17 protein-coding genes and 1 tRNA gene are annotated in these 22,218 nt (G+C 69.6%); 13 read left to right on the plus strand and 5 right to left on the minus strand.

All coding sequences use genetic code 11. The features are described 5' to 3' along the window. Positions 1-284: 284 nt before the first annotated feature. Both BLU08_RS02405 and BLU08_RS02410 read left to right on the plus strand, forming a co-directional pair. A complete protein-coding gene (locus BLU08_RS02405) occupies positions 285-785 on the plus strand; it encodes a cytochrome c (protein ID WP_090194748.1) in 501 nt (166 codons plus the stop codon). 4 nt (positions 786-789) lie between these two features. Beyond that, a complete protein-coding gene (locus tag BLU08_RS02410) occupies positions 790-1,488 on the plus strand; it encodes a cytochrome b/b6 domain-containing protein (protein ID WP_090194750.1) in 699 nt (232 codons plus the stop codon). Between the two features lie 59 nt (positions 1,489-1,547). On the opposite strand, the gene BLU08_RS02415 is transcribed toward BLU08_RS02410, so the two are convergent. Next, positions 1,548-2,027, minus strand: a complete 480-nt coding sequence (locus BLU08_RS02415; protein ID WP_090194752.1) for a peroxiredoxin — start codon at positions 2,025-2,027, stop codon at positions 1,548-1,550. A 248-nt stretch (positions 2,028-2,275) separates the two neighbouring features. On the opposite strand from BLU08_RS02415, the gene ahcY reads away from it, so the two are divergent. From ahcY to trxA, 8 genes are all read left to right on the plus strand, one after another. After that, complete coding sequence (ahcY, locus tag BLU08_RS02420; protein WP_090194755.1) at positions 2,276-3,703, plus strand: adenosylhomocysteinase; 1,428 nt, start codon at positions 2,276-2,278, stop codon at positions 3,701-3,703. A 120-nt stretch (positions 3,704-3,823) separates the two neighbouring features. Further along, on the plus strand, positions 3,824-6,184 hold the full coding sequence (locus BLU08_RS02425; protein ID WP_090194757.1) for a PAS domain-containing sensor histidine kinase: 2,361 nt from the start codon (positions 3,824-3,826) through the stop codon (positions 6,182-6,184). After that, complete coding sequence (tsaE, locus tag BLU08_RS02430) at positions 6,181-6,651, plus strand: tRNA (adenosine(37)-N6)-threonylcarbamoyltransferase complex ATPase subunit type 1 TsaE (RefSeq protein WP_233996058.1); 471 nt, start codon at positions 6,181-6,183, stop codon at positions 6,649-6,651. Before BLU08_RS02425 ends, tsaE begins: the two co-directional genes overlap by 4 nt. Continuing rightward, positions 6,648-7,649, plus strand: coding sequence for an aminoglycoside phosphotransferase family protein (locus BLU08_RS02435; RefSeq protein ID WP_090194759.1), 1,002 nt, complete (start codon positions 6,648-6,650; stop codon positions 7,647-7,649). The genes tsaE and BLU08_RS02435 overlap by 4 nt, the downstream gene beginning before the upstream one ends. Next, positions 7,646-8,383: a nucleotidyltransferase family protein gene (locus tag BLU08_RS02440; protein WP_090194762.1), complete on the plus strand. Its 738-nt coding sequence runs from the start codon at positions 7,646-7,648 to the stop codon at positions 8,381-8,383. The genes BLU08_RS02435 and BLU08_RS02440 overlap by 4 nt, the downstream gene beginning before the upstream one ends. Before the next feature lie 9 nt (positions 8,384-8,392). After that, a complete protein-coding gene (locus BLU08_RS02445) occupies positions 8,393-11,479 on the plus strand; it encodes a PD-(D/E)XK nuclease family protein (RefSeq protein ID WP_090194765.1) in 3,087 nt (1,028 codons plus the stop codon). Beyond that, positions 11,476-14,991, plus strand: a complete 3,516-nt coding sequence (addA, locus tag BLU08_RS02450) for a double-strand break repair helicase AddA (protein WP_090194768.1) — start codon at positions 11,476-11,478, stop codon at positions 14,989-14,991. Before BLU08_RS02445 ends, addA begins: the two co-directional genes overlap by 4 nt. A gap of 58 nt (positions 14,992-15,049) precedes the next feature. Then, on the plus strand, positions 15,050-15,370 hold the full coding sequence (gene trxA, locus BLU08_RS02455; protein ID WP_090194770.1) for a thioredoxin: 321 nt from the start codon (positions 15,050-15,052) through the stop codon (positions 15,368-15,370). Between the two features lie 55 nt (positions 15,371-15,425). Here trxA and BLU08_RS02460 read toward each other — a convergent pair whose 3' ends face one another. Both BLU08_RS02460 and argJ read right to left on the minus strand, forming a co-directional pair. Further along, a complete protein-coding gene (locus BLU08_RS02460) occupies positions 15,426-16,232 on the minus strand; it encodes an inositol monophosphatase family protein (protein WP_090194772.1) in 807 nt (268 codons plus the stop codon). Next, positions 16,229-17,455 carry a bifunctional glutamate N-acetyltransferase/amino-acid acetyltransferase ArgJ gene (argJ, locus tag BLU08_RS02465; protein ID WP_090194774.1) on the minus strand — a complete coding sequence of 409 codons (1,227 nt, stop codon included), beginning with the start codon at positions 17,453-17,455 and terminating at the stop codon, positions 16,229-16,231. Before argJ ends, BLU08_RS02460 begins: the two co-directional genes overlap by 4 nt. A gap of 183 nt (positions 17,456-17,638) precedes the next feature. Between argJ and BLU08_RS02470 the strand changes: the two genes are divergently transcribed. The 3 genes from BLU08_RS02470 (at position 17,639) to BLU08_RS02480 (ending at position 21,592) form a co-directional block, all read left to right on the plus strand. Next, positions 17,639-17,911: a hypothetical protein gene (locus BLU08_RS02470; protein WP_090194776.1), complete on the plus strand. Its 273-nt coding sequence runs from the start codon at positions 17,639-17,641 to the stop codon at positions 17,909-17,911. 127 nt (positions 17,912-18,038) lie between these two features. Beyond that, positions 18,039-20,801 carry a preprotein translocase subunit SecA gene (gene secA / locus BLU08_RS02475; RefSeq protein ID WP_090194778.1) on the plus strand — a complete coding sequence of 921 codons (2,763 nt, stop codon included), beginning with the start codon at positions 18,039-18,041 and terminating at the stop codon, positions 20,799-20,801. Between the two features lie 35 nt (positions 20,802-20,836). Continuing rightward, on the plus strand, positions 20,837-21,592 hold the full coding sequence (locus tag BLU08_RS02480) for a sulfite exporter TauE/SafE family protein (protein WP_090194781.1): 756 nt from the start codon (positions 20,837-20,839) through the stop codon (positions 21,590-21,592). A gap of 25 nt (positions 21,593-21,617) precedes the next feature. Here the strand turns inward: BLU08_RS02480 and BLU08_RS02485 are convergent, their stop codons facing one another. Further along, positions 21,618-21,974 carry a hypothetical protein gene (locus BLU08_RS02485; RefSeq protein ID WP_090194783.1) on the minus strand — a complete coding sequence of 119 codons (357 nt, stop codon included), beginning with the start codon at positions 21,972-21,974 and terminating at the stop codon, positions 21,618-21,620. A 152-nt stretch (positions 21,975-22,126) separates the two neighbouring features. Continuing rightward, a tRNA-Pro gene (locus BLU08_RS02490) sits at positions 22,127-22,203 on the minus strand. Positions 22,204-22,218 lie beyond the last annotated feature (15 nt).

Genomic DNA, 22,218 nt, shown 5'->3' on the forward strand with positions numbered 1-22,218 from the left:
TTCATGCGGCGCGGGCCCGTTCGCCCGGTCGGCAAAGGGGCCGCTCCGTGCGACATGCGGCCTGTGGCACCGCGTGCGATATAGGTCGGCCCGGTTGGTCGCGGCAAGCTTGCTGCCATATGAATCGCCCGGCCCGCACGGGGCCATCCTGAGCCGATGCGCGCGGCGCTTGCGGCAGGGCGAGGGGGACGCGCTGCACAAGTGAGAGTTTGCGAAGCGCCCGAAACCGTTTTAGCACTGTCTCAGGTTCGTTCACGCAGTCCCAGCCCGAGGAGTTCGTCACCATGCTTCGAGACCTGTTTTCTTCAAGAATCGCCGCCGGAATCGCTCTTGCCGCCATCGCCGGCACGCTCGCCGGATGCGAGGGCGAGGGACCCGAGGCCGATACCGAGCTGAACTCGCCCGCGATCGGGGAGCGGCAGGACAATTTCGAAGGGATCGCCGATTCCTTCAAGGCGATCCGCGGCCAGCTCGAACAGGAAAACCCGGATTTCGCGGCGATCCAGGCGAATGCCGAGGATATCAACCAGCGCGCCGGCAACATCGAACAGCATTTCGTCGAAGAGACCGCGCGCGAGGACGGTTACGACACCGAGGCGCTGGCCGCGATCTGGGCCGAGCCCGGCGAATTCACCGCCGCGCGGCAGAAGCTTTCCGAGACGAGCGCCGCGCTGGTCGAAGCCGCGGCCAGCGGCGAGGCGGCTGCCGTGGGTGCCGCTGTCAAGGAAATGGGCGGTTCGTGCAAGAACTGCCACGACGTGTTCCGCTACGACGACGAAGCCTGATCCGATGGACGAGCCCGCTCGCGCGGGTCCGGGCGCCCCGCCGCACCGGGTCAGGGTGTGGGACCCGGTCGTGCGCCTGTCGCACTGGAGCTTCGTGGTCCTGATCCCGGCGATGTGGTGGACGGCGGAAAATTCCGAATGGGGCTGGCACAAGCGGCTCGGCCTCGTGCTCTTCGGCATCCTTGTGCTGCGCATCGCGTGGGGCTTCCTCGGCCCGCGCACCGCGCGCTTCGCAGATTTCGTACGGGGGCCGAGCAGCGTGCTTGCCTATTTTCGGGGGAATCTGCCCGAGGGCGCGCAGCGGGTCGGGCACAATCCGGCGGGCGGGTACAGCACGCTCGCGCTGCTGCTGGTGATGCTGGCGCAGGCGTCGATGGGCCTGTTCGCGGGCGATCCCTTCGACGGGATGACGGGGCCGCTCAATCCGCTGGTCGGAGTGATGACCGCCGATACGATCACCGACCTGCACGAGACGTTCTTCTGGGTGGTCGTCGCCTTCATCGCGCTGCACGTCGCCGCGATCCTCTTCTACGAGGCGGTGCAGCGCGAACGGCTGGTCGGCGCGATGGTGACCGGGCGGCGGCGGGTCCCGCCGGGGGGCGAGGGGATCGGGACCCTGCCGCGGGCAAGGGCGCTCGCCGCGGTGCTGATCGCGGGAGGGCTGGCGTGGTGGATCGCACAAGGCGCGCCGCCGCTTACCTGATGCGGGAAAAGGGCGCCGTCCGCGAACGGCAGCGCCCCTGTCCCGTCCCGGTCCGCCCGTCAGAGCTGGCCGAGCATGTGCTCCGCGCTCGAGACCTTGAAGTCGCCCGGCGCCTCGACGTTCAACTGTTCGACCACGCCGTCGTTCACCACCATCGAAAAGCGCTGGCCGCGCTTGCCCATGCCGAAGCCCGATCCGTCCATGGTGAGGCCCAGCGCCTCGACGAAATCGCCGTTGCCGTCGGCGAGCATGGTGATGTTCTCGCTCCCCGCGGACTGGTTCCAGGCCTGCATCACGAAGGCGTCGTTGACCGCGGTGCCGCAGATCTCGTCGATCCCCTTGGCCCTGAGGTCGGAAGCCTTCTCGACGAAGCCGGGCAGGTGCTTGGCCGAACAGGTCGGGGTGAAGGCCCCGGGGACCGAAAAGAGCGCGACCCGCTTGCCGGCGAAGTAGTCGGCCGCCTGGACCTGCTGCGGGCCGTCGGCCGTGGCCTTGACCAGGGTCACGTCGGGCAGTTTGTCGCCTACCGAAATCGTCATGGATGCACTCCCTTTGCTCGTGGATGATACGCGCTTCCGGTATAGCGGCTTCGGGGGCCGTGCCAACCGCCGCGATCGCCTGCCCGGCGCATCCGGTCGCAGGGGATTCCGGCCTGCCGCAGCCAGCCATTTTCAGATATAAAGATAACTTTATATTGCCCCTGCGCGCGGTGCCCGCTATGGGCCACGCCAAGAGGGCGGAGTGAATGAACTTCGTCGACCAGAGTTCGTCCCAAGGAGATCGCTTCATGGCCACCGCCACCGCCGCCACGCCTGCCGTCGAATACAGGATCAAGGACATCGGCCTTGCCCAGTACGGCCGCGACGAGATCGCGATTGCCGAGACGGAAATGCCGGGCCTGATGGCGCTGCGGGAGGAATATGGCAGCGCGAAGCCGCTGAAGGGCGCGCGGATCACCGGCTCGCTCCACATGACGATCCAGACCGCGGTGCTGATCGAGACCCTGATCGAACTCGGCGCGGAAGTGCGCTGGGCGACCTGCAATATCTTCTCCACCCAGGACCACGCCGCCGCCGCCATGGCCGATCGCGGCGTGCCGGTGTTCGCGATCAAGGGCGAAAGCCTCGCCGATTACTGGGACTATGTCGGGCGCATCTTCGACTGGTCGACCGACGAGGACCCGGACCTTACCGCCAACATGATCCTCGACGATGGCGGCGATGCGACCATGTTCGCGCTGTGGGGCGCGCGGATCGAGGCGGGCGAGGAAATGCCGAACCCCCAGAATGCCGAGGAAATCGAAATGCAGCGCGCCCTCAAGGCCTTCGTCAAGGCGAAGCCGGGCTATCTCACCAAGACGGTGAAGACGGTGAAGGGCGTTTCGGAAGAGACGACCACGGGCGTCATGCGGCTCTACCAGATCGCCAAGCAGGGCAAGCTTCCCTTCCCGGCGATCAACGTCAACGATAGCGTCACCAAGTCGAAGTTCGACAACCTCTACGGCTGCAAGGAATCGCTGGTCGACGCGATCCGCCGTGCGACCGACGTGATGCTGGCCGGCAAGGTCGCCTGCGTCGCGGGCTACGGCGATGTCGGCAAGGGTTCGGCGGCCAGCCTGCGCGACGGCGGCGCCCGCGTGATGGTGACCGAGATCGACCCGATCTGCGCGCTGCAGGCGGCGATGGACGGGTTCGAGGTGGTCTCGATGGACGAGGCGGTCAAGCGCGCCGACATCTTCGTCACCGCCACCGGCAACGAGGACGTCATCACCGGCGAGCACATGAAGGCGATGAAGCACATGGCGATCGTGTGCAATATCGGCCACTTCGACAGCGAGATCCAGATCAGCGCGCTCGACAATTACGAGTGGAAGCAGATCAAGGAAGGCACCGACATGGTGACCATGCCCGATGGCAAGAGCCTGCTGGTCCTCGCCAAGGGCCGGCTCGTCAATCTCGGCTGCGCCACCGGCCACCCGAGCTTCGTGATGAGCGCGAGCTTCACCAACCAGACGCTCGCCCAGATCGAGCTGTTCACCAAGTCGGACGAATACGACAACGACGTCTACGTCCTGCCCAAGCATCTCGACGAGAAGGTCGCCGCGCTCCACCTCGAAAAGCTCGGCGTGCAGCTGACCAGGCTCAGCCCGAAACAGGCCGACTACATCGGCGTGCCGGTCGAAGGCCCGTTCAAGCCGGACCACTACCGCTACTGACCGCGCGTTTGCGCCAGCGACATCAAAAGCCCCCGCGCAAGCCTTGCGCGGGGGCTTTTTCATGAGGCCTTGCGCGCCGCGCCAGTTGCATCCTGCGCGGGTGCCGCATAGCTGGCAGACATGGAGTTGAACCCGCTCGCCCCCGTGCTGATCGGCCTGCTGCTCGCCGCCTGGACGGTGGGGGCGGCGGTGGTGGTGCTGCGGGCCAGCGCCAGGACGAGGCGCACGAGGGCGCTGCAGAAATCGCTCAAGCGGATGCAGCACCTGCTCGATGTCGGCCCGGCCGTGCCGCTGCTGGTGCGGGTCGACGGGCGGATCGAAGCGCCCGAACGGCTCGCGCGATGGCTCGGGCTGGAGAAGATGCCGGGGTATCTGAGCGAACTCGCGGCCGCGGGGGAAGGGGAGGCCGGCCTCGCGCCCGCCCAGCTCGATGCCCTGTCCGAAAGGATCCGCATCACGCAGAAGAGCGCCACCCCCTTCAAGCTCGCCCTGACCCCGCCCGGTTCGGGCCGCAGCCTCGCCTTCCAGGGCGCGCTCGCCGATCCGCAGGTCTCGCCCGGCGGGGCAGCGCTCGTCTGGGTGTTCGACTTCACCGAAAGCGAGGCCGAACTTGCCCAGATGCGAGCGGCGGCGAACCGCGCCGAGGCCGATTTCGCCGCGCTCGTCGGGCTGATCGAGGCCGCGCCCATGCCGATGTGGTTCCGCGGGCGCGACATGCAGCTGCGCCTCGTCAACCAGGCCTATGTCGAGGCGGTCGGCGCGCCGAGCGCGGAACGGGTCGTCGCCGGCCAGGCCGAACTGCTCGAACCCGAAGGCGGGCGCAGCCCCGCCGAGATCGCGCGCGCCAGCCTCGAGACTCAGCAGAAGAACGAACGCATCGTCGCCGCCACGATCCACGGCGAACGTCGCTCGCTCAGGGTCAGCGACCTCCCGCTCGGGCGCGAGGGGGTGGCGGGCTATGCCATCGACATCGAGGAACAGCAGCAGGTCGAACGCGCCTTCCGCGCCTATCGCGAGGCCCAGCGTGCGATGCTCGACCAGCTTTCGGTCGGGGTCGCGCAGTTCGACGCGAGCGAGCGGCTGGTTTCGGCCAACCTGCCCTTCGTGCGCCTGTTCGGCCTAGGCGGGGAGGCAAGTTCGGAACGGATCGCGTTCGAACGCTTCCTCGCCGATGCGCGCGAGCGCGGGCGCACGCCCGAAGTGCGCGACTTTCCCGAATGGCGCCGCGAACACGTCGCCTGGTTCGGCCAGCCGACCACGCAGGAAGAGGCCTGGCCGCTGCCCGGCGGCACGCATCTTCGCATCGTCGGCCACCCCATGCCCGATGGCGGGCTGGTCCTCATCGCCGAGGACCGCACGGAACAGCTCGCCCTTTCGGCCACCCGCGACACGCTGCTGCGGACCCGCACGGCGACGCTCGACTGCCTGTTCGAGGCGCTCGCGATCTTCGCGCCCGACGGTTCCGTGCAGCTCTGGAACCGCAGCTTCGCGGGAACCTGGGGCCTCACCCCCGAATTCCTCGATACCCATCCGGGCGCGCAGGAACTGCTCGATGCGATCGCGGCCAATCTGGTGAAGCCCGAGGAGGCGGAGCAGATCGGCGCGGTGGTGCGCGCGGCGACGCTCGACCGGCGCGGCCAGGGCGGGACGGTCGAGCTGACCGACGGGCGCACGCTGCGCTTTGCGGGCGTGCCGCTGCCCGACGGCAACGGGCTCCTGACCGTGCTCGACATCACCGCCTCGCAGAAGGCCGAGAAGGCGCTGCGCGAACGCGCCGCCGCGCTTGAGGAGGCGGACGCGGTGAAGGCCAAGTTCCTGGCCAACATGTCCTATGAATTCCGCACGCCGCTGACGACGATCGGCGGCTATGCCGAGATGCTCAAGACCGAGGCCGCGGGCGAACCGCTGGGCGAAGCGGCGGGCGAATATGTCGACGCGATCCTCGCCGCCGTGGAAAGGCTGACCGAACAGGTCGAGAACGTGCTCGACCTCTCCCAGTCCGAAGCGGGCCTGCTGCCGATCAGCAAGGAGGAGGTCGATCTCCTCCCGCTCCTCACCCAGGTCGTGCGCGAGCGCGAAAAGGCGATCATCGGCGCGGGGCTGAGCCTCGATCTGAAGGGCCGCCGCGGGCGCAAGGTAATGGCCGACCGCCGCCAGCTCGCGCGGGCGGTGGGCAACCTGCTCGACAACGCGATCGCGGCGACGCCGGAAGGCGGGCGGATCCTGGTCGAGCTGCCCAAGCCCGGTCCGGGCGACGCCTGGAGCGCGGCGATCATCCTGAGGGACAACGGGCGCGGAATGAGCAAGACCGACCTGTCGCGCGCGCTCGACGGCCTTGCCAAGGGCAGCGACGGCCGGATCGAACGGCGCAGCGGGCTCGGCCTGCCGCTGACCCGGCAGCTGATCGAGGCGCATGGCGGCACGCTCGCGATCGAGAGCCGGGAGGGCGTGGGCACCACCGCGACCATCCGGCTGCCGTGAGCGCGCCCGAAGCCCGCATCGACCTGCCCGACCTCGCCGCCACCGCGGCGCTGGGCGAACGCATCGCGCGCGTCCTGCGGCCGGGCGACGTGATCGCGCTGACCGGCGGGCTCGGCGCGGGCAAGACGACGCTCGCCCGCGCGATCCTCGCCGCTCTGGGGCACGAGGGCGAAGTGCCTTCGCCGACCTTCACGATCATCGAAACCTATGACGCGCCGCCGCTGCGCCTGCCGGTGGTCCATGCCGATTTCTACCGGCTCGAGGACCCCTCCGAACTGGCCGAGATCGGGCTCGACGACTACCGCGAGGGCGCCGTGCTGATCGCGGAATGGCCCGACCACGCGGGCGGCTTCGCGCATGAACCCGCGTGTCTCGACATCACGCTGGAGCGCGGTGCGAAAGATGCGGACGAGGGGCGGTTCGCGATTGTGAAGGGCCGGCCCGATTGGCTAGGACGAATGCCATGACTACCCTTCCCGAAGGGCTGCACGATTTCCTCCGCGAGGCGGGGTGGAGCGATGCGGCGATCGATCCCCTGCCCGGCGATGCCTCGTTCCGGCGCTATTTCCGCCTGCGCGGCGAAGGGCGCAGGGCCATGCTGATGCACGCGCCGCCCCCGCACGAGGATCCGCAGGCCTTTCTCGACGTCGCCGGATACCTGGCCGAACAGGGAATGCGCGCGCCCGCGATCCACCACGCCGACCCGCGGGCGGGCTGGGTGCTGCTCGAGGATTTCGGCGACGACAGGATGCGCGACTGGCTCGATGCGCGGCCCGGTGACGAGGAGACCGCCTACGAGGCCGCGGTGCTCGCGCTGGCCGAGCTTCACGGCAAGCCGCCCGGCCCCTTCGCCCCCTACGACATGGCAGCCTACCTACGCGAGGTGCGGCTTTTCACCGAATGGTACGCCCCCGCCGCCGGGATCGAGGTGGACGAGGCCGGCTTCGAGGCGGCCTGGCGCGAAGTGCTCGAACCGGTCGTCACGAGCCCGCACAACGGGGTCACCGTGCTGCGCGACTACCACGCGGAGAACATCATGCTGCTCGGCGGCACGCCCGGGGCGCCGCAGGGACTGATCGATTTCCAGGACGCGCTGGTCGGCCATGCGGGCTACGACCTCGTCTCGCTGCTCCAGGATGCGCGGCGCGATGTCGATCGGGGGTTCGCCGACATGATGCTCGATACCTATCGCGAGGAGCGCCGCCGCCGCGGCGTGAACCTTTACGACACGGGTTTCGTCGGCGAATTCGCCACGCTGGGCGCGCAGCGCAACGCGAAGATCGTCGGCATCTTCACCCGGCTTGCGAGGCGCGACGGCAAGCCGCGCTACCTCGCGATGATCCCGCGCGTGTGGAAACTGCTCGAGGCGGACCTCGGATATCCCGCGCTCGCGCCCGTCGCCCGCTGGTTCGATGCCAATATCCCTGCGGCCCTGCGCGCGTCGGGCGGGGGCAAGATCGAATGACTGCCCGCTTCGACGAGCCACCGCCGCTCGCCAGCGACAGCGCGATGGTGCTGGCGGCCGGGCTCGGCAAGCGGATGCGCCCGCTCACCGCCGCGCAGCCCAAGCCGCTGGTCCGGGTCGCGGGCAAGGCGCTGATCGACCACGCGCTCGACCGGCTCGCGGATGCGGGGATCGCGCGGGCGGTGGTCAATGTCCACTACATGGCCGACGCGCTCGAGGCGCACGTGCTGGAACGCTCGGTGCCGAAGGTGACGATCTCGGACGAGCGCGACCTGCTGCTCGAAACGGGCGGCGGGCTGGTCCGGGCGCAGGCGCACCTGCCCGATCCCTTCTTCTGCCTGAACGCCGACAACATCTGGCTCGACGGGCCGAAGAACGCCTTCGCCGATCTCTCCGCGCGCTGGGACCCGGCGGCGATGGACGCGCTGCTGCTGGTCGTGCCCCATGTCCGGGCGAGCAATTTCACCGGGCCGGGCGATTTCTACATGGACGCAAGCGGGCTTCTCTCCCGCCGGCGGACGGGCCGGATCGCGCCGTTCATCTACACCGGCATCCAGCTCGTTTCGCACCGCCTGCTGCGCGATGCGCCGGAGGGGCCGTTTTCGACCAACATCCTGTGGAACCGCGCGATCGCAGAGGGGCGGCTTTACGGCGTCGCCTTCACCGGCCAGTGGTTCGAAGTCGGCACCCCGCAGGCGATCGCGCCGACCGAAGCCGCGCTCTGCGGGGTCTAGACGCGCGCGATGGCGAAGCGGCCCGGCCCGGCAATCCATTCGATCGCCGCCCATCGCGGCTTCGCCGATGCGCTGGTCGCGGGGCTGGTGCCGCGCTACCGCGAAGGCGACCTGGGCCTCGCCCGGCTGACCCTCATCGTCCCTTCGACCCGCGCCGCACGCACCATCGCGGACGCCTTCATCCGCCACGCCGGGGAAGCGGGCGAAGCGGGCCTGCTGATGCCGCGCATGGTGACGGTGGGCGATCTCGATCTCGACGAGGCGCTCGGCGCGCTGCTCGATCCGCTCGGGGCCGAGGACATTCCTCCCGCGATCGACCCCGGGCGGCGCTGGCTCGAACTCGCCGCCCTGGTGGAGGCGGAGCGCGCCGCGCTGGGTGAGTCGCCGCTCCCGGGCGCGGCGCGGCTGCGGCTGGCGCGGGACATCGCGCGGACGATGGACCGGCTGCTGGTCGAGGCGAAGGAACCCGAAGACCTGCTCGGCGAAGCGGTCCTTTCCGCGCTCGGCGACCTGGCCGAACACTGGCAGCGTTCGCTGCGGCTGTTCGCGCGGGTGCAGGCGCGCTGGCGCGTCCGGCTCGGGGAAATGGGCGCGGTGGATGCGGCGCAGCGGCGCAACCTCCTGTTCGAACGTGCCGCGCGGCAGTGGCGCGCGCAGCCGCCCGCGACCCCGATCATCGCCGCCGGCGTCACCAGCGCCGCGCCCGCGCTTGCGCGGATGCTGCGGACGATAGCGGACCTGCCGAACGGGGCGGTGATCCTGCCCGATCTCGACCTCGCAATGAGCGAGGCCGCGTGGGAGGAGCTCGGCCGGGCGGGCGCGACGCCGGAACCGGGCGGCGAGGTGTTCGCCCGCGGCGATGCTCTCACCCACCCGCAATATCACCTCAAACTGCTGCTCGAACGCATGGGAGTCGCGCGGGCCGAGGTCCGCCCCTGGCACCGCCGCGGCATGACCGCTGCCGAGCCCGAGCGCAGCCGCGCGATCAGCTCGCTGTTCCTGCCGCCCGAGGCGAGCCGCGCCTGGATCGACCTTGCCCCGGAGCAGCGGCGGCTGTCCGGCGTCCGGATGATGACCCTCGCGACGGCCGAGGAGGAGGCGCAGGCGATCGCCCTGCTGGTGCGCGAAAAGCTGGAGGTGCCAGGGGCGCGGATCGCGGTCGTCACCCCGGACCGCGGCCTCGCGCGGCGGGTGGTGCAGCATCTCGCGCGCTGGAACATCGCCGCCGACGACAGCGCGGGCCGCCCGCTCGCGCTGACGCCCGCGGGGCGCCTGTTCGGCCAGCTCGCGGAGCTGATGAGCGAGGGTCCGACGCCGCTCGGCGTGATCGCGGCGCTCGCCCACCCGCTGGTGCGCGCCGAGACGCCCGCGCAGCGCAAAGGCTGGCTCGCAAGCCTGCGCGCTTTCGACCACCGGCTGCGCGGGGCGGCGCCCGCGCCGGGGCTCGGCGCGCTCGGCGCGTTCGCGCGGCGGGCGGGCGAGGCCGAATGGTGGCGGGAGGTGGAGGGGCTTCTGGAGCCGCTGCTCCAACCGCTCGCGGGGGGCGGAGAGGACTTACCCCTCGCCGACATGGTGGACACGCTCGCCGCGAGCGCCGAGACCTTGTGCGGGATGCGCGTCTGGGCGAACGAGGACGGGCGCGCGCTCGCCGCGATGATCGACCGGCTGCGGCTGGACGCGCGCGCCTGCGAAACGCGTCTCCACCCGCGCGAGCTGGGACAGGTGCTGCGGGGCTGCATGGACGAGGTCGTGGTGCGCCCGCCCTATGGCGGCCATCCGCGGGTCGTCGTGTTGGGCCTGCTCGAAGCGCGCATGACCCGCGCCGATCTCGTCATCTGTGCGGGCCTCAACGAGGGGACCTGGCCGCAATCGCCGTCGCCCGACCCGCTGCTTGCGCCCGGCGTGCTGCGCGCGCTCGGCGTGCCGGGGGCGGAGTTCCGCATCGGCCTTGCCGCGCACGATCTCGCCGGGGCGCTGGGCGCGCCGGAAGTCGTGCTGAGCCGGGCGCAACGCGACGCCGAGGGGCCTACGCTGCCCTCGCGCTTCTGGCTCAGGGCCGAGGCGCTGCTGGGCGAGAAGCTGGCCGAACGGCAGCGCGAGACGCGCATTCCCGCACTGCTCCCCCGGCTCGACCGCGCGCCCGACCCGGTCCCGCCCGCGCCCCGGCCCGAACCGCGTCCCTCGGCCCGCCAGCGCGACGTCGCGATCCGGGTCACCGCGCTCGACCGGCTGCTGGGCGACCCCTACCAGTTCTACGCCCAGGAAATCCTGCGGCTCTCAAGGCTCGATCCCCTTGGCGCCGATCCGTTCGACGATCCGGCGCTGCGCGGCACGCTCGTCCACGCCATCCTCGAAGCCTGGCACGGCGAGCGCGCGGTGAACCCCGGCCTGCCGCTCGTGCCCTTTGCCGAAGCGCGGCTGGCGCGGGAATCGGTCCATCCCCTGTTCCGCGGGTTGTGGCAGCCGCGCATTCTCAAGGCGCTCGAATGGTTCGAAAGCCGCATCGCCGCGAACGAGGCGGAGGGCCGCACCGTCCTCGCGTGGGAAGCGAGGGGCGCGATGAAGGTGAGCGGGGTCGAGGTGCGCGGGCGGGCCGACCGGATCGACCGCCTGCCGGGCGGGACTCTCGCCATCGTCGATTACAAGACCGGCAAGCCGCCCACCGCGGCGCAGGTCGAGGCGGGTTTCGCGCTGCAGATGGGGCTGCTCGGCCTGATCGCGCGCGACGGCGCCTTTGAAATGGACGGCCTGCGGGTGAGCGGGGAGGCGGGGGCGTTCGAATACTGGTCGCTCGGGCGCGATTCGAAACGCGCCGGGGAGGGCATTCCCGCCTTCGGCTATGTCGAGGAGCCGGTGCGGACCGGGAGCAGGCGCAGCGGGCTTTCCCCCGAGCAATTCCTCCCCCACCACGAGGCGAAGCTCGCCGAAGCCATCGCGCGCTACATCCGGGGCGATGAACCCTTCCGCGCGCGGGAAAACCCGGATTATCCCGGCTACCACGAATATGACCAGCTGATGCGGCTTGACGAATGGATCGTCACGCTGTTGCCGGCAGGCGATACCGGCCGCGCCGGGACGAAAGGCGACGGGCGATGAGCGGCCGGGTCTTCCCGCTCGAGGGCAACCAGCGCGATGCGGTCGATCCGCAGGACAATGTCTGGCTCTCCGCCTCGGCGGGGACGGGCAAGACGCAGGTGCTTTCCGCGCGGGTGCTGCGCCTGCTCCTGCGCGAGGAGGTCGATCCCTCCGCGATCCTGTGCCTCACCTTCACCAAGGCGGGCGCGGCGGAAATGGCGAACCGCATCAACGCCGTGCTCGCGCGCTGGGTGCGGCTCGAACCGGCGGCGCTGGCGAAGGAACTGGGCCATCTCGGCGCGGACATCGACCCGGCCACGCAGGCGCGCGCGCGGACCCTGTTCGCGAGCGTGCTCGACTGTCCGGGCGGCGGGCTGAGGATCGACACGATCCACGCCTTCTCGCAATGGCTGATCGCCAGTTTCCCCGAGGAAGCGGGGCTCCAGCCCGGCGCGCAGCCGATGGACGATCGCACCCGCGAACTGCTTGCCCGTGACGTGCTGACCGCGATGATCGAGGAAGCGCACGCCACCGGCGACGAGCGGCTGACGGGGGCGATCGCCGATTTCGTCACCCGCAAGGACCCGTCCGCGCTACGCGGCTGGCTGCTGCGCTGCGCGGCCGCGGGCGAGCTGTGGGAAGGTCCGGCGGGCTGGCAACTCCCGCTCGGCGAACGCGTGCGCCGCCTGCTCGAAATCCCCGCCGATGCGGACGAGTCCTGGGCGGCGGAGATATTGCACCCCGACACCTTTCCCGACCACCAGCTCGCCGCGATGCTGCCCGCGATGCAGGCCTGGAAGGTGCAGACCGGGCGCGACTGTGCGGCCTTCATCCCCCGCTGGCTGTCCTGTCCGCCCGCCGAACGCGCCGCGCTGGTCGCGTGCTTCTGCGACACGATCCTTACCAAGAAGGGCGAACCGCGCCAGATGAAGGGGCCGGCAAAGCAGGACCCGCGCATTCCCGAACGGCAGCAGGAAGTCGCCGCCGCGCTCGCGCTCTACCACGAACGGCGCGCGCTCCTCGGGCTGGCCGCGCTGCTGGAGGACGCGCTCACCATCGGGCGTGCCTTCGCGCTCCGCTGGGACGAGGCGAAACGGCGCGAGGGCCTGCTCGAATTCGACGATCTCATCCGCAATGCCGCAAGGCTGCTCTCGGGCTCGCTCTCGGCCGACTGGATCCGTTACAAGCTCGACCGGCGCTTCGACCACATCCTGATCGACGAGGCGCAGGACACCAACCGCGCGCAGTGGGACATCGTCGAGGCGCTGATCGACGATTTCTTCGCGGGCGAAGGCGCGCATGGCGACCGGCTGCGCACGATCTTCACCGTGGGCGATTACAAGCAGGCGATCTTCGGCTTCCAGGGGACGAGCCCCGAAAACTTCGCCCGGGCGAAGGACAGGGTGCGCGCGCGGATCGAGGCGGCGCGGGCGAATATCCAAAGCGCGCGGACGAACCGGCGGATGCCGCGTTTCCGCGATCTCGACCTCGGGCGATCCTATCGCACCTCCCGCCCCGTGCTCGATTTCGTCAACGCGGCGATCGAAACGCTCGGGCACGAAGCCTTCGGGCTCGACCGGGCGCCGGGCGAGCATCGCGGGGCGGAGCGGCCGGGGCTCGTCACCCTGTGGCAGCCCGTGCGCTCGATCGATGCGGCGGGAGCCGAGCCGGAGGAGGACGAGCAGGACTGGCTGCCGCGCCACGATACGCTCCTCGCCGAAAAGATCGCGCACCAGGTCGAACGCTGGGTCAAGCGGGTGGAGCCCTTCGTGCTCGCCAAGGGCGAGCCGCGCCACGCGCAGGCGGGCGACGTCATGGTGCTGGTGCGGAAGCGCAAGGAGCTCGCCGCGCAGATCGTCGCCAAGCTCCATACCCGCGGCGTGCCCGTCGCCGGGGTCGACCGGCTGCGCCTCGGCCAGCCGCTGGCGGTGCGCGACCTGCTCGCGGCGCTGCGCTTCGCCGCGCAGGTGCGCGACGACCTCGCGCTCGCCTGCCTGCTGGTCTCCCCGCTGATGGGCTGGACCCAGGACGACCTTCTCGCCTTCGCGGTGCGCGAGAAAGGCGTGGGTCTGTGGGACCACCTCAGGCGGCACGACGACCCCTTCGTGAAGGCGAGCGCCGAACGCTTGCGCGACCTGCTCGCGCTCGCCGATTACCAGACTCCGCAGGCGCTGCTCGCCTGGCTCCTCACCGGGCCGTGGCGCGGGCGGGCGAAGCTGGTCGCGCGGCTGGGGCGGGAGGCGAACGATCCGATCGACGAGCTGCTCAACGCCGCCTTCGCCTACGAGAGCGCGCACCCGGCGAGCCTTGCGGGCTTCCTCGAATGGTTCGACGCGGGCGCGACCGATCTCAAGCGCGATTCGGGCGAGGCCGGGGGACAGGTGCGGGTGATGACCGTGCACGGGTCCAAGGGGCTGCAGGCGCCGATCGTGATCCTCGCCGATGCGACCGGCGAACCGGGCAGGGAAGGCGAACTCGCGCTCGAGGAAAGGCCGCTCGGCGAACCGACCGGGCGGATGGTGCCCGTCCCCGCGCTTTCGCGGGAGCACCTGTGCGGGCGCGTCGCCGAAGAGGCGGAGCGCAGCAGGATCGCCGGGATGCAGGAACATTGGCGGCTGCTCTACGTCGCGATGACGCGGGCGGAGGAAGCGCTTTTCATCGGCGGCTCGCTCGGCCCGCGCCATGCGGAAAAGGGGCCGCCGCAGGAAAGCTGGTACGCCCGGCTCGCGCCGCTGTTCGGCGGGGCCGAATACGAGGACGCGATCTGGGGCACGCGGCGGGAACTCGGCCACAGGGCCGATCCGCTGGTGCCGCCGGGCGATGATGCGGGGGCTGCGGCGAGCGAACCCCTGCCCGCCTGGGCGATGACGCCGGTCGGTCCCGAACCGCGCCCGCCGCGTCCGCTCGCGCCGAGCGGGGCGGGGGAGGAACGGGGCGCCGACCCGCCGCTTGCCGCCGTGCCGCAGGGGGCCGAGGCCGCGGCGCTCGCCGCGCGCCGCGGAACGCTGATTCACCGCCTGCTCGAACGCCTGCCCGACATCGCGCCCCCGGCCCGCGAGGAGGCGGCGCGGCGCTGGCTCGCGCGGCAGGCGGGCGATCTCGACGAGGCGGTGCGCGCCGAGATGGCGGCGAGCGCGCTCGCCGTGCTGGCGAATCCCGCCTTTGCCGCGATCTTTTCGGACCGGGCGCTTGCCGAGGTGCCACTCGCCGCGACGATCGGCGGGATCGTGGTCGCCGGGACCGCCGACCGCCTGCTGGTCGGCGCGGACGAGGTCACGGTGGTCGATTTCAAGACGACCCGCCGCCCGCCCGCCCGGCTGGAGGAGGTGCCCGCCGCGACCCTGCGCCAGATGGCCGCCTATGCCGCCGCGCTCGGGGCGATCCATCCGGGCCGCCGCATCCGCGCCGCGCTGCTCTACACCCACGCCCCGCTGCTGATCGAACTGCCGCCCGAAACGCTCGCCGCGCACAAGCGGGAATTGGGCGAAGCGGAGGAAACCTATCCGCCCGATGCTCCGATGCGGCTTGAGTGAGCGCGGATCGCGCCTAGTTTGTTTGACAAGATACACCCGTTCCCGAAGGAGACGAGAAATGGCGACCGTGAACGTGACCGATGAAAGTTGGAAAACCGACGTGCTCGAAAGCGACAAGCCCGTGCTGGTCGATTTCTGGGCCGACTGGTGCGGCCCGTGCAAGATGATCGCCCCGGCGCTGGAGGAAATCAGCGACGAGCTCGGCGAGAAGGTCACGATCGCCAAGATGGACATCATGGCGAACACCGGCGTGCCGACCGAGATGGGCGTGCAGGGCATCCCCTTCCTTGTCCTGTTCAAGGACGGCAAGCCTGCCGCGCACCTCCAGGGCGCCCGCCCGAAAAGCCAGTTGAAGCAATGGCTTGAAAGCGAACTTTAAGACCTGATGCGCGATCCGGCCCGGGCAGGAGCCGCGCCGGGGCCGGATCGCCGGCCTAGACCTCGGTCAGTGCGACGAAAGCGTCCCAGATCGCGGGGCTCGACGCGCCGACGAGGGTCGGCTTTCCGTCCCCGTCATCGACCCGGTACTCGCTCCCGTCGACCCGCATCGCGCGCCCGCCGGCCTCGTTGAGCCACAGCGCGCCCGCGGCGTGGTCCCAGGGATAGGTGCGCTTGAAGGTCGACAGGTCGTTGACGCCCAGCGCGAGGCGCGGATATTGCTCGGCCGCGCAGCGCGGGATGTCGACCAGCGTGTAATGCGGGGCGAGCTCCGCCTCGATCCGCGCGACTTCCTCGGCGGTGCGGAACATCCGGCTGACCGCGGTGACGGGGTGCTGCTCGCCCGTCGTGCGCGCCGCCACGATCTCGCCGTCGATCCGCGCCCCTTCGCCCGCGCGCGCATGGCAGAGCCGGTCGGAAACGGGATCGTAGATCCATCCCGCGATGGCCCTGCCTGCGTCGGCGAGCGCCACGATGATGCCGAACGGCTCCTTGCCCGCGGCGAAGTTCGCGGTGCCATCCAGCGGATCGATGATCCAGCACTGTTCGGAGAGTCTATCGAGCACGCTCGCGTCGGCGTGGACCGCTTCCTCGCCGACGACGGCGACGCCGGGGGCGAGGCGGCTGAGCGCTTCGGTCAGGAATTCCTCGACTTCGCGGTCGACGATCGTGACGGGATCGTCCTCGCCCTTCATTTCGACCTGCGCCTCGGTCAGCGCGCGGAAACGCGGCATCATCGAACGGGTCGCAGCGAAGCGCAGCAGGTCGCGGATTTCCGCGTCGAGGGCGGTGAGGTCGCTCATGAACGGTAATCCGCGTTGATCGCGATGTAGCCGTGGGTGAGGTCGCAGGTCCACACCGTCGCCCGGCCGTCTCCGATGCCGAGGTCGACCGCGAGGTCGATCTCGCGCCCCTTGAGGTGTGCGGCCACGGGCGCCTCGTCGTAATCCTCGACCGGTTTGCCCTCGCGCGCGGTCCAGATGCCGCCGAAGGCGATCGAGAGCCGGTCGCGGTCCGCCGGTTCCCCCGCCTTGCCGACAGCCATCACGACCCGGCCCCAGTTCGCGTCCTCGCCCGCGATCGCGGTCTTGACCAGCGGCGAATTGGCGATCGCGAGGGCCACGCGGCGTGCGCTCGCGTCGCTCGCCGCGCCCGCGACGCGCACGGTGACGAATTTCGAGGCGCCCTCGCCGTCGCGCACGACGAGCTGGGCGAGGCGGCGGCAGACATCGGCCAGCGCCGCGGCGAAGGCGTCCGCGCCGGGGCTGGTCCAGTCCTCGATCCGGGCATTGCCCGCCCTGCCGGTCGCGAAGACGAGCACCGTGTCGCTGGTCGAGGTGTCGCCGTCGACCGTGATGCAGGAGAAGGTCACGGCATTGGCGCGCTCCAGCGCTTCCTGCAGGAAGCCCGGCGCCACCGCGGCATCGGTGAAGACATAGCCGAGCATGGTCGCCATGTCGGGCGCGATCATGCCCGATCCCTTGACGATGCCGGCCAGTTCCACCCGCGTTGCGCCGAGCATTGCGCTGGCATGGGCGCCCTTGGGGAAGGTGTCGGTGGTGGCGATCGCCCGTGCCGCGTCCTCCCAGCCGCATTCCCCGGCCGCCAGCGCCGCCGCGATCCCGGCGCGCGCCCTGTCCACGGGCAGCGGCACGCCGATCACCCCGGTCGAGGAGACGAGCACTTCGTCCGGCGCGCAGCCGAGCGCTTCGCCCACCTGCGCCTGGATCGCCTCGACCGCCTGGCGCCCCCGGTGTCCGGTGAAGGCGTTGGAATTGCCCGCATTGACGATCAGCGCGCGGCCGCTTCCCGCCCTGACCTGTTCGCGCCCCCGTTCGACCTCGAAGGAGGCGCAGGCGCTCTTGGTGAACACCCCGGCAAGCGCCGTCCCGGGCGCGAGTTCGGCGAAGGTGAGGTCGCAGCGGTCCCAGTTCTTGTACCGCGCCCGCGCGACCCGCAGGCTCACCCCGGCAATGGCGGGCATTTCGGGGAAGGGCAGGGCAAGGGGCGAGCGTTCGAGATCCATGGCGCGCGGCTCTATTGCCAGCGGCGTTGCCGGGCAAGCGGCGATCGCCGCCCTGTTCGCGGGCGCTGCCCCCCGTCCGACGCGGCGCGGACGCGCTGACCGGAGGGCCTTGCGGGCAGGAACCCGGGAACGACGGGCAAAGCCGGTGGACGAACGCGCCCGGAGCGCCTATCTGACCATCGCATGACGCGTCACCTGCTCGCCCTTCTGGCCCTGCTTTCGGGTCTCGCTGCGCTGAGCGGCCCGGCCAGCGCGTCCGCCCATCCCCTCGTCGCCTGCAACATCGGCCCCTCGGCCGAGGCGAGCGAAGCCCGCGCCCACGTGCCGGCCACGCCTGCCGATGCCGGGGACAAGGCCGCCCGGCGCGGCCGCGAGACGCAGCGCCCGGCGCCCGTCCCGCGCCCGCGCGCGCTGCGGATGCCGGTCCTGATGGGGGTCGAGCGCGCGCTCGAATAGGTTTGGGACCGCACGTTCGGCCTGCCTTTCGCGGGCAGGTCCCCGCGCGCTCGTCACCGGCGCGCCCTTCCCGGCATTTCGCGGCTCCCGCTGACAGGGACCGGCATACCAGTTCAGGACATCCGCCATGTTCAACCAAATCATGAAGTCCGTCTTCGGTTCGTCGAACGACCGCTACGTCAAGTCGCTCAGCAAGATCGTCAATGAAATCAATGCTCTCGAAGAACGCATCAAGTCGATGTCGGACGACGAGCTGAAGGGCCAGACGACCAGGCTGCGCGAGCGGCTCGACGGCGGCGCGAGCCTCGACGACATCCTGCCCGAAGCCTTCGCCACGGTGCGCGAGGCTTCGCTGCGCGTGCTCGGGATGCGCCATTTCGACGTGCAGCTGATCGGCGGCATCGTGCTCCACCGCGGCGAGATCGCCGAGATGCGGACCGGCGAGGGCAAGACCCTGGTCGCGACCCTGGCGGTCTATCTCAACGCGCTCGAGGGCAAGGGCGTCCACGTCGTCACCGTCAACGACTATCTCGCCCGGCGCGACGCCGAATGGATGGGGCAGCTCTACGGATGGCTCGGCCTGTCGGTCGGCGTGATCGTCCCCAACATGGACGAATTCTCCAAGCGCGAGGCCTACAACGCCGACATAACCTACGGCACCAACAACGAGTTCGGGTTCGACTACCTGCGCGACAACATGAAGCACGATCGCGGTTCGATGGTGCAGCGGCCCTTCAACTACGCGATCGTCGACGAGGTCGATTCGATCCTGATCGACGAGGCGCGCACGCCGCTGATCATCTCGGGGCCGACCGAGGACAAGTCGGATCTCTACGTCGCGCTCGACGCGGTGGCGAAGCGCATCCCGAAGGAATGGCTCGACATCGACGAGAAGACGAAGCGCGTCCAGCTGACCGAGGAGGGGATCGACGAGGTCGAGAAGATGCTCGTCGAGCAGGAACTGCTCGAAACGCCCAACCTCTATGACGTGGAGAACACGCAGGTCGTCCATCATCTCGACCAGGCGCTCGTCGCCAATTTCGCCCGCCAGCGCGACACGGACTACATCGTCAAGGATGACAAGGTCGTCATCATCGACGAATTCACCGGGCGCATGATGGAAGGGCGGCGCTGGTCGAACGGCCTCCACCAGGCGGTCGAGGCGAAGGAAGGGGTCAAGATCGAGCCCGAGAACCAGACCATGGCCTCGATCACCTTCCAGAACTATTTCCGGATGTATCCCAAGCTGTCCGGCATGACCGGGACGGCAGCCACCGAAGCGGCGGAATTCTGGGACATCTACAAGGTCAACGTCGTCGAGATCCCGACCAACAAGCCGGTCCAGCGGATCGACGAGGAGGACGAGTTCTACAAGAACACGATGGACAAGTTCCAGGCCATCGCCAAGGCGATCAAGGAGAAGAACGCCAAGGGCCAGCCGATCCTCGTCGGCACGGTTTCGATCGAGAAATCCGAGCTTCTGAGCCAGTTCCTCGACAAGGAGGGCGTCCGCCACGAAATCCTCAACGCCCGCCAGCACGAGCGCGAGGCGCATATCGTGGCGCAGGCCGGGCGCCTTGGCGCGGTGACGATCGCAACCAACATGGCCGGGCGCGGGACCGACATCCAGCTCGGCGGCAATCTCGAATTCCGCATCAACGACGAACTCGGCGACATGCCCGAAGGCCCCGAGCGCGACGCCGAGATCGAGCGGATCAAGCGCGAGCTCGAGGAGGAAAAGCAGCAGGTGCTCGATGCCGGCGGACTCTTCGTGCTCGGCACCGAACGCCACGAATCGCGCCGCATCGACAACCAGCTGCGCGGCCGTTCGGGACGCCAGGGCGACCCGGGCCTGTCGCGCTTCTACCTCTGCCTCGAGGACGACCTGCTGCGCATCTTCGGCCCGGACACGCTGTTCGCCAAGATGATGAACTCGAACCTCCAGGACGGGGAGGCGATCGGGTCGAAATGGCTGTCGAAGGCGATCGAGACGGCGCAGAAGAAGGTCGAGGCGCGCAATTACGACGCGCGCAAGAACGTCGTCCAGTACGACGACGTGATGAACGACCAGCGCAAGGTCATCTACGAACAGCGCGCCGAGATCATGGACGCCGAAGCGGTCGACGATGTCGTCGTCGACATGCGCCACGACACGATCAACGCGATCGTTTCGGCCGCGTGCCCGCCCGGGTCCTATCCCGAACAATGGGACATCGCCGGACTGAAGGAGCGCATCGACGAGGTCTTCGGGTTCGATGTGCCGATCGAGGACTGGCTCGAGGAGGAGCAGGTCGAACCCGAACTGATCGAGCAGCGCCTGCGAGAAAAGGCCGATGCGATCATGGAAGAGAAGGTCGCCGCCTTCGACGAGGGCGACTGGCGCCGGGCGGAAAAGGACATCCTGCTGCGCCAGCTCGACCACCACTGGAAGGACCACCTCGCGACGCTCGACGCGCTGCGCCAGGTCATCTGGATGCGCGGCATCGCGCAGAAGCAGCCGATCAACGAATACAAGCAGGAAGCCTTCGGCCTGTTCGAGACCATGCTCGAAAAGCTGCGCGAGGACGTGACCAAGTTCCTGTTCCGCAACGAGTTCCGTCCCGCCCGCCCGGCCCCGGTGAACCTGCCGGACCTGCCCGATTTCCTGACCGGCCACATCGACCCGCTGACCGGGCTCGACAATTCGGACGATGGCGACGGTTCGGAAAAACACCCGGAACTCTTCGGCTCGCTCGCCGGGTCGCTGCGGGCGGCGTCCGGGCCGGGCGGGGCGGACCGCGACAACCCTTACGCCAATCTCAACATCAGCCGCAACGCGCCGTGCCCCTGCGGCAGCGGCAACAAGTACAAGCACTGCCACGGCGCAGCCGGGGCGCGGCAGATCGCCTGAGGCAGGACTGACCTGATCCAGGCGGGCGGGGCGGCATGGTCGGCGCGGTTCCGGTCCTGCTCGTCCTCGCCTTCGCGCTGACCGCGCTGCTTTATGCCAGCGTCGGGTTCGGCGGCGGATCGACCTATGCCGCGCTGCTCGTCCTGGCGGGGCTCGACTACCGCCTGCTGCCCGCGCTGGTGCTGGCCTGCAACATCGTCGTCGTGGCCGGATCGACCCTGCGCTTCGCGCGGGCGAAGGCCCTGCCCTGGCGCGGGGCGATGCTGCTGACCGCGCTCGCCGCGCCGGCCGCGCTCCTTGGCGGGTTGACGCCCCTGGACCGGACGACCTTCCTTACCCTGCTCGGCGCGAGCCTTGTCCTGACCGCGCTCACCATGCTGGCCCCGGTGAGCGAGGCGCGCGCCGAGGAACCGACGCGGCTCGCCCGGGCGATGCCGGTGATCGCCGCGCCGCTCGGCTATCTTGCGGGGCTGGTCGGGATCGGCGGCGGCATCTTCCTTGCCCCGCTGCTCCACCTCACCCGCTGGCGCGATGCGCGGGGCATAGCCGCGACGGCCAGCTTCTTCATCCTCGTCAATTCCTGCTTCGGCCTCGCCGGGCAGTTGCTCAAGGGCGGCCCGGACCGGTTCGCCGCGGCAATAGAGGGAGGGCTTCCGCTGCTGCTCGCGGTGGCGATCGGCGGCCAGGCGGGAAGCCTGCTTGCCGCGCGGTTCCTGCCGCTGCGCTGGATCCGCTGGCTCACGGCCTTGCTGGTCATGATCGTGGGGGTGCGGCTGCTCTTTGGGCTGTAGCACCGGGAGGTCCCATCGAGCGCCTTCAGAGATGCCGCAGGACCTTCTCGACGATCTGGCGTCCCTTCGGTGTAAGGGTCAAGGTGTATCGGCGCAGGTCCGTTGGATCCCGTTCGGATATGACGGTGTTTGCGACTCCCGCCTTTCGCGGACCTTCGGTATGCATCATCGTCTTCAAGAGCTTCGACGCACTGCCGTTAGGCAGGTCCCCTAGGGCGCGGTCGATGTCTCTCACGCCGATCGGCGAGCCCACGCGATCGGCTTCGGCAATGAGCAGAAGCGCCATCAGTTGGCGCGGCGGCAGGTTCGGACCCAGTTCCTCGACGGCTGTTTGCAGAGCCTTGAAAAGGCGATTGGTCTTCGCGCCAATCATCGCGTCCATTGTTTCAGCGATCCTTCATTGACGGAGTCTCTGCATCCCGAAACATGGCAAGACGCGCGTCATTCCCGATGCGCGTGACATCTCGCACCGGAGACAGGGACCAACGAAGTGCCAACTGAACAGGATGCACCATGGCGAGTTTTGGAATGAATTGGTCGGGGAGAGAGGATTCGAACCTCCGGCCCCTGCCTCCCGAAGACAGTGCTCTACCAGGCTGAGCTACTCCCCGACCGTGTCGGTCCCG

The sequence above is a fragment of the Erythrobacter sp. HL-111 genome (genome assembly GCF_900105095.1).
GTDB lineage: Bacteria > Pseudomonadota > Alphaproteobacteria > Sphingomonadales > Sphingomonadaceae > Erythrobacter.